7 protein-coding genes are annotated in these 8,101 nt (G+C 42.0%); 4 read left to right on the top strand and 3 right to left on the bottom strand.

Features of this window, described 5'->3' with window-relative positions; genetic code table 11:
- The coding region (locus tag CXF78_RS08410; RefSeq protein ID WP_257984869.1) for a S4 domain-containing protein at positions 1–246 on the bottom strand (246 nt) is incomplete at its 3' end.
- Between the two features lie 292 nt (positions 247–538).
- Between CXF78_RS08410 and CXF78_RS08405 the strand changes: the two genes are divergently transcribed.
- The 4 genes from CXF78_RS08405 (at position 539) to CXF78_RS08390 (ending at position 4,730) form a co-directional block, all read left to right on the top strand.
- A complete protein-coding gene (locus tag CXF78_RS08405) occupies positions 539–2,626 on the top strand; it encodes a M13 family metallopeptidase (RefSeq protein WP_011636318.1) in 2,088 nt (695 codons plus the stop codon).
- A 215-nt stretch (positions 2,627–2,841) separates the two neighbouring features.
- Positions 2,842–3,621: a nucleotidyltransferase family protein gene (locus tag CXF78_RS08400; protein ID WP_011636317.1), complete on the top strand. Its 780-nt coding sequence runs from the start codon at positions 2,842–2,844 to the stop codon at positions 3,619–3,621.
- A 115-nt stretch (positions 3,622–3,736) separates the two neighbouring features.
- Complete coding sequence (locus CXF78_RS08395; protein ID WP_011636316.1) at positions 3,737–4,138, top strand: SMI1/KNR4 family protein; 402 nt, start codon at positions 3,737–3,739, stop codon at positions 4,136–4,138.
- A gap of 91 nt (positions 4,139–4,229) precedes the next feature.
- Positions 4,230–4,730, top strand: coding sequence for a DUF4447 family protein (locus CXF78_RS08390; RefSeq protein ID WP_102036505.1), 501 nt, complete (start codon positions 4,230–4,232; stop codon positions 4,728–4,730).
- 62 nt (positions 4,731–4,792) lie between these two features.
- Here the strand turns inward: CXF78_RS08390 and CXF78_RS08385 are convergent, their stop codons facing one another.
- Both CXF78_RS08385 and CXF78_RS08380 read right to left on the bottom strand, forming a co-directional pair.
- Positions 4,793–5,425, bottom strand: a complete 633-nt coding sequence (locus CXF78_RS08385; RefSeq protein ID WP_102036504.1) for a glutathione S-transferase family protein — start codon at positions 5,423–5,425, stop codon at positions 4,793–4,795.
- Positions 5,426–5,522: 97 nt separating this feature from the next.
- The gene (locus tag CXF78_RS08380) at positions 5,523–8,090 is read right to left on the bottom strand and encodes a TonB-dependent receptor (RefSeq protein WP_102036506.1); all 2,568 of its coding nucleotides are present in this window, start codon (positions 8,088–8,090) and stop codon (positions 5,523–5,525) included.
- Between the last annotated feature and the right edge of the window lie 11 nt (positions 8,091–8,101).

Raw genomic sequence — 8,101 nt, 5'->3', positions numbered from 1 at the left:
TACTGATGGGTATTCTTCATCAATGGTTGAACAGATGGTGTCTACCGGTTTATTTAACATGATGTAACGTTCGCCAATCACGCTAATTAACGTACCGTCTAAATGCACTGCCATTTGTGGTAGTACTTTAAAACCTGAATTTTTTACCACAACACCATCACAGGTAACATCACCACGGTGCAAGGCTCTCTTGGCCAATGACCGAGTTAGTTCGGTACTTTCACAGATAAATTTGTCTAAACGCACAATGATTACTCAATCTAAAAATATTGGCGCTATTATGCTGCTTACACGCTCAAATAGAAATCAATCACCAACATTTTTCACTGCTAAGGTAATTTTTGGTTACACATCCTCACAAAAAACACGCTAAAAATGCCCCTTTGCGGCTTGTTTTATAGACGGATAAGGCTTTAACATACAATTCACAATAAAAGTAATAGCTTTTCCCTTTGGATAAAGGGGTTATTACTGAATTAAGCGACACTGATCGCAATGCCCCATTGAAGGGCTCTTTACATCAAGCAAAGGAAACAACATGAGAAAATTGGTTATTGGCGGTCTATGCGCCTCATTAATTGCAGGCTTGAGTGCTTGTAGTGATGACAAGGCAGTCGTTACGCCTGCTGCAGATGTCGCAAAAACAGCTACTGCTGCTGCAGTAGAAAAAGCACTTACATCTGGCATCACGTTTGACAACATCGACAAGTCAGTGCGCCCACAAGACGATTTTTACATGTATGTTAACGGCGCATGGATGAAAAATGCAGAAATCCCTGGCGACCGTACCAACATTGGTGCATTTTACGACCTACGTGAAAATGCACGTGATGACGTTAAAGCCATCATTGAAGACTTAAGCGCGACGCCAAACCTAGCCGATGGCACTGATGAACAGAAAGTAGCTGATTTATATCGTTCATTTATGGACGTTGAAACGCTAAATAAATTAGGTATTGCGCCAATTCAAGCTGATTTAGATAAAATTGCCGCACTAAAAGATAAAAAAGAATTAACCGCGTTTTTTGGTGAAAACCAAGCAAACGGTGGTGGTACACCTTTAGCATTCTATGTTGAAATTGATGCTAAAGATTCAAGCCGTTACGCCACACACATTTGGCAATATGGTTTAAGCCTGCCAGAAAAAGATTACTACTTTAATCAAGAAGAACGCTTCGTCAACATCCGTAAAGCTTACGTTGAACACATTGAAAAAATGTACAACCTTGCTGGTTTACCTAATGCAAAAGCAAACGCTGAAGCCATTCTTGCACTTGAAACTCAAATTGCAGAAAAGCATTGGGACGTTGTTGAAACGCGCGACAGTACTAAAACATACAACCTATACCAAGTTAAGAATTTGCCAGAATTAGCATCAGAAATTAACTGGGATGGTTATTTAGCAGCGCTTGGCGGCGACAAGCAAACTGATATTATTATCAACCAACCAAGTTATATCCAAGGTTTAAACGAGGTGCTTAAAAATAACGACCTTGATACTTGGAAAAACTACATGACTTGGATGGCATTGACACATAATGCCAGCAATTTATCTGAAGCATTAGATAATGAAAACTTTGAGTTTTTCTCTAAGACACTTAATGGTCAAGAAGAGCAAGAAACTCGCTGGAAGCGTGGCGTGAGCACGGTAAGTGACACGCTAGGCGAAGTTGTGGGTAAAGTGTATGTGAAACGTCACTTTGCACCAGAAGCTAAAACCCGTATGGAACAGTTAGTTGAAAACTTACGTGGCGCTTATAGTTCAAGCATTGACTCACTAGATTGGATGAGTGCTGATACTAAAGTTGCTGCAAAAGACAAACTGGCTAAATTTAATCCTAAAATTGGTTACCCGAACAAGTGGGATGACTACAGCAAACTGACCATTAAAGCAGATGACTTAGTGGGTAACGCTAAACGTGCGGCCATTGTTGAGCATAACAAAGGCTTAGCTAAGTTAGGCCAACCAATCGATAAAGACGAGTGGCACATGACGCCACAAACAGTTAACGCTTACTACAACCCAACCATGAACGAAATCGTGTTCCCTGCTGCGATTTTACAACCACCATTCTTCAACTTAGAAGCTGATGATGCGGTTAACTATGGTGGTATTGGTGCGGTTATTGGCCACGAAATGGGCCATGGCTTTGATGACCAAGGTGCTAAATTTGATGGTGAAGGTAACATGCGTGACTGGTGGACCGAAGCTGACTTAAAAGCATTCGAGTCAAAAGGCAATGCATTAATCGCTCAGTACAATGGTTATCAAGTATTTGACGACCTACACGTAAACGGCAGCCTAACATTAGGTGAGAACATTGGTGACTTATCAGGTGTGACTATCGCCTATAAAGCTTACAAAATGTCACTTGATGGTAAAGAAGCACCGGTTATTGATGGCTTAACAGGCGATCAACGTTTCTTCATGGGCTTCACTCAAATTTGGCGTGTGAAGATGAAAGAAGAAGCAATGCGTAACCGCGTAGCAACTGATCCGCATTCACCAGGTCATTTCCGTGCATTAGGTGCGTTATCTAACATGCCTGAGTTCTACAGCACTTATGACGTGAAAGAAGGCGACAAGATGTACATTGAGCCAGCTAGTCGCGTAAAAATTTGGTAATCACCAAGGCGAATGACTGACTTAGGTCACATTTACACAAAAAAAAGGGCATCGAAAGATGCCCTTTTTTATTATAAAAAAACTAACCACTTGATAATAAAAACGAATACAACACATAGCCAAGTTAATATATATCATTAAACCTTGTTCATTCAGCCCCTATTCAGCCAAAAAGCGGTACATTGGATTAACAGACATTATGCTGGAGCTATTCAATGAATAAGTTGTTTCGTACCTTCTTTATATTCTTAATTTTACTGTCTACACGTGGTGCTATTGCCCAGCCTAACGAGCTTAAATACACCAAGCTAGCTCAGCCATCTGACTTCAGCCAAAAATCATCTAATGATATTGAGCAGCTAATGGCGCTTTATGATCACAACACCGACTTGGTGACACAAGATAGTGATAACTTGCATGCTCTGATGTCACGGGCACCGGCGGCGCAGCAAGAACTGATTGACCTACTTCACTTCATTGACCAATCAAGTAATACCAAAACCATTCTTCCTGCTACCAAAAGTTATCAGCGTGCGGCTCAAAAAGTGCAAACTAAATTTAATGGAGATGCCAGCCAACTAACCGATATAGCACGGGCAAGTGTGGTGGCCTATGACGTAAAAAGCTTGCTATCAAGTTACCAACAGTTGAGCCAATACACCGAAATTGTGCAATTGAAAAATCGTTTTGCTCACCCTAAAGTGTCAGGTTATCGTGATTTAAATGTATTAGTGAAATTACCCGTAAGCCAAATGGTGGTTGAAGTACAATTTCATTTAAATGATATTGCCGACATTAAAAGTGGCCCTGAACATCATGTTTATGAGCAAATCCAACAGATTGAGTCTCAGGCTAAAGCCACATCAAGACGCTTAAATGACATAGAACAAGCCACTATCGCTAAACTGCGTCAAGACTCTCACAAGCAGTATCACAAAGCGTGGTTAAGCTACAAACGTCAAAGTTTATACAGCTCACAACGCCAAGTGGCATAGTATCCACACCACCCTTTAGCGCTCATATGAGCGCTTTTTTTTTGCCAAACAAGATCCGCAACAATCACATCTGCTATACTCGCGCCCATTACGAAACGATCTGCTGGACAATGCGATGAATGACATTATTGAACAACTACAAGAATTAAGCGAAACCGTACCGGTGCCGTTAGAATTGCCAACTTTTGAGCAACTTGTAGAAGTTGAAGAACAGATCTTAATTGGTTTACCCAATGATTTAAAAGAATTCTTACTGTATGGCAGCGATGTTATTTATGGCACGCTTGAACCTGTTACCGCTGCCGATCCATCTTCACATACCTACTTACCTGAAGTAGCTTGTTATGCTTGGTCTATTGGATTACCTCGCGAACAAATTGCCATTTGCCAAATCGGTGATAGCTTTTATTGTATTGATGAAGAAAGCCAAGTGTTGTTTTGGAAAAAAGGCCGATTTAGCGACAAAGTATGGGAATCATTTTGGCATTGGGCCGAAGACGTGTGGCTTAATCGATAGTCTTATCTATTAGCCTAGGTTGGAGTTAACGAACCCAACGCGAGATAATAAGCGCTTATTAAACAAATTATCACTAACAATGAGAACGATCATGTCGAAAAACACCGGTTTAAATGCAATTGAAATTCAATGTTTACGTCAGTCTTTAGGCCTAACAACTGAACAGGTTGCTAGCATCACTAAAGCCAGTAATGAAGACGTGATGGCATGGGAATCTGGCGAGCGAGAAGCGCCTATTCCGGCTCAAAAAAAGTTACTAGAAATCGATGATATTATCGAAATGCAAGTGCTCAACACCTCTGACGGTATTGAAGAGCTTTTTAAAAAAGAGCCTAAGCGTCGGTTAGCGTTTGTGGTGTATCCGACTCAAGCGCTATATACCCAATACAATCCAGAATTTTTAAGCACTTTGCCATTAACTGAATTATACAATGCCGCAGCTTGGCGTATTAAAAAAGAATGCAAACTTGTACTTGAAGTGGATGTGAGTTTGGTGGCACTAGATGCTGAAGCATACAAAGCTTATCGCGCTGATAACGGCATGAGCGAAAGCCGTGAAAGCCGTGCGAAATGGGCTGCTACTCAATTATAAAAAGTCTGCATATTGCCAGTAAATAATCAAAAGGAAGCCTTGTGCTTCCTTTTTAATGCCTGTTATTTCGTTGCATTAACAAGTAGTGCTGTTTTGGCGAGTGCTGCGGCCAAAGCAGGACGTTGCTTTAATCGATCGCGATAAGCGGACAACTTAGGCGGCAGATGTTGCTCGAATCCCAAAGCCCAACCTAAGGTTTGTGCGAGTAAAATATCGGCAACCATAGGCGAGCTACCACATACAAACCCAGACTCTGGTATCCAAGTTTCTACAATAGCAGCTGCTTGATCAAACTCCCATTTAGCCACAGCAAACATGGCGTCTACGCGCAATTCTTTTGGCAACGCAAAACGATGTTTACCCATGCTCCACAGTGGTTGTTCAAGTTCGCTAATAACAAAGCTCATCCAGCGCTCATGAATACCCGACGCTTGAGTACCCGGTTTTGGTAACCATTTACCTTGGCCGTACTTTTCAGCTAAATAACGCATAATGGCCGCGGATTCAGTTAACACAAAGTCACCATCGGTGAGTACTGGCATTTTGCCACTAGGGTTGAGGGCTAAAAATGCGTCACGTTTATTTTCACCTTTGGCAAAATCAATAAAATGAAATTGCCATTCAACGCCTAATTCTTCTAAAAGCCAAGATACTCGGAGTGCTCGACTTTTTTGAGTTCCGTATAACGTAATCATGTTGAATCCTTTTGGGGTAATCCAATCAATTCGTACAATAAAAAAGCCACATTGCACCTTAAGTGAATGTGGCTATCGATATCTTATGACGTTGCCATTAGAACTTCATTGTGACTTTAGTATAAATATAACGGCCTAGTGGGTTATGTACGCCCATTGCGTAACCATAAAGGTCAGCATCGCCATCACCAATCGCAAATGATGGCTCTTCATCAAACACGTTATTTACACCTACAGATAACTTAACAGTATCGTTGAAACGATATGAACCAGACATATCAACTAACAACTGTGCATCAACAGTACGAGTTTTGTTGTAGTCTTCAAACTCACCGATATAGCTTAAGTTAACGTTAGCCGTAAAGTCGTCCATGTTCCAGTTGGTTGTTGCCAACCAACGGTGTTGTGGGTACTCGTACTCACCGGTGTAGTCAATCGTTGTTCCATCAACTTCTTTTTCAAAGCTGATTAAGTAGCTGTACTCTAAACCAAACTTAATATCACCATAGCTGTTTAACTCAAGACCGTAATGGCTAGATAAATCGATACCTTGTACTTCTTGTGAGCCAATATTGACAAATGCTGACTTGATTACGTCAATTGAGCCAAATGTTTCGCCCGCTTGCGGTGCATTACGTAAACAAATAGTGCTGTTTTGATCATTACAGTTTTCGTCGTAAAGATCTTGGTTTTGCAATGAGTCAATTTTGTGATCTTGGAGAATATTGTATAAATCAAAACCAATATCAAACTGCTGACTTGGTGCCCAAATCATACCGACGTTCCAAGTCTCAGACTCTTCCGCTTTAAGATTCGGGTTGCCAGCAAATATAAAGTTGTAGTCAAGCAATTCACAGTCGACGTTATCTGCTGCACAACGATAGCTATCGGTTAAAAAGTCACTTTTTTCAGAAGGGCCTAAACCAATTTGTGCTAATGATGGTGCACGGAAACCTGTGGACCAAGAACCACGTGCAGTTATCTCGTCACTAATACCCCACTGGAAAGCAATTTTAGGGTTAGTGGTTGAACCAAAGTCACTGTAGCTGTCATAACGACCGGCAAGTTGTAATTCAAAGTTATCTGCAATAGGAATTGATAATTCTACATAGGCAGCATGTTGATCACGCGAACCAAATGCAGACACCGCTTCAGTACCAAAAATAAGACCGCGTTGGAACTGCTCATCTGGAATGTCACTAACGCTTTCTTCGCGGTATTCTGCACCTGCAGCCATCATGATATCGCGATCTGCGATGGTAAATGCATGGCCCGAAATACTCGCATCATAAGCTGTGATGCTCGACTTACCTTGTCTTACTAGACTTGTGGTGATGCGATCAATCACATCTTGCGAGTTCATAGTGCCGCCAAACGGGTTGTAGTTACCGGCATCAATTTCGGCTTGTAAGTAATCGGTTCTTACCCAACCTTGTGAGCGGTCACCAGTTTGAGTAGATTCACTGCGGCCACGTTGCGCTGATACTTCCCAGTCCCAATCATTGATAACGCCACGAAGACCGGCAACAATACGCATGGTATCTGATTCGATATCCCAACGACGTGCGCCAGCATCAACTGTACGGTAACGACCGATATCAATGTCTTGTCCAAATGGATTGTTAGGATGAGAACCTGGCACGGTTAAACCAGCATCTTCATCTAATGGCGTTGGTGCACCACCCGCTTCAGAGGTGTTATGTTGTACAGATAACTCTAAAAATGCAGTTAAATCTTCTCCGAGCATGTAATCAAATTGGCCAATAGCACCAACACGCTCAGACGTTGGAATGGTTAAATTGTATGGACCGTAATCAAACAAACAACTGCCACTTTCTGTGGCATTCTCAGCGGGGCAATCAGGATCGATGGTTTTCACACCATTAACATAAAAATACCCTGGAAAGCCTCGTGATGAACGGTAATCTTCACCACCGTAAGGTGATTGGTTTGCAGTGCCAAAACGGCCCATATCGCTTGCTGACAAAGTGCCATTAGTAAAGTAATCAAGAATAACTGACGCACTGCCTTTGTCGGCTTTTACGCCCCACACTAAGCTGGCTGTGGTTTCGTCATAACCCGTACCACTGTCGTCGCCATAACCTAGGTTAATTTCAAGCCCTTCGATGTCTTTTCTTAATATGATGTTAACCACACCAGCAATAGCATCAGAACCATAAATAGCTGAAGCACCGTCTTTAAGAATATCAATGCGCTCAATTGCTGATACAGGGATGTTGTTGATATCAACAAATGAATTCGAAATCCCTTCAGCAAAGGCACTCGATCCCACTCGGCGACCATTGATAAGTACCAAAGTGGCATCTGGCCCTAAGCCACGTAAACTGATTGATGCGCCACCGTTAGCGGTAGAATCTTGGCTGTTACCACGAGTAGAAAATGCGCCAGAACCGTTTGCAGGCATACGTTCAAGCAATTGTTGTAGGTTATCAAAACCCATGTTGGCAATATCGTCTTTATTCAACGACTGAACTGGCGATGGTCCTTCAATATCAGTCCGTTTGATACGAGAACCGGTCACTTCAATTCGTTCAACTTTTGATTGTGCACCTGCTTCGGCAGCTTGAGAAACGAGTGCGATAGGGGCAAGGGACAGTGAAACGGCGATGGCGCAAGCACTACGCAATAGGTTAGTTTTTTTCATGATCATCCTTA

The sequence above is a fragment of the Shewanella sp. 11B5 genome (assembly GCF_002836795.1).
In the GTDB taxonomy this organism is placed as follows: Bacteria; Pseudomonadota; Gammaproteobacteria; order Enterobacterales; family Shewanellaceae; genus Shewanella; species Shewanella frigidimarina.
This window is presented reverse-complemented; position numbering and strand designations above follow the sequence as displayed.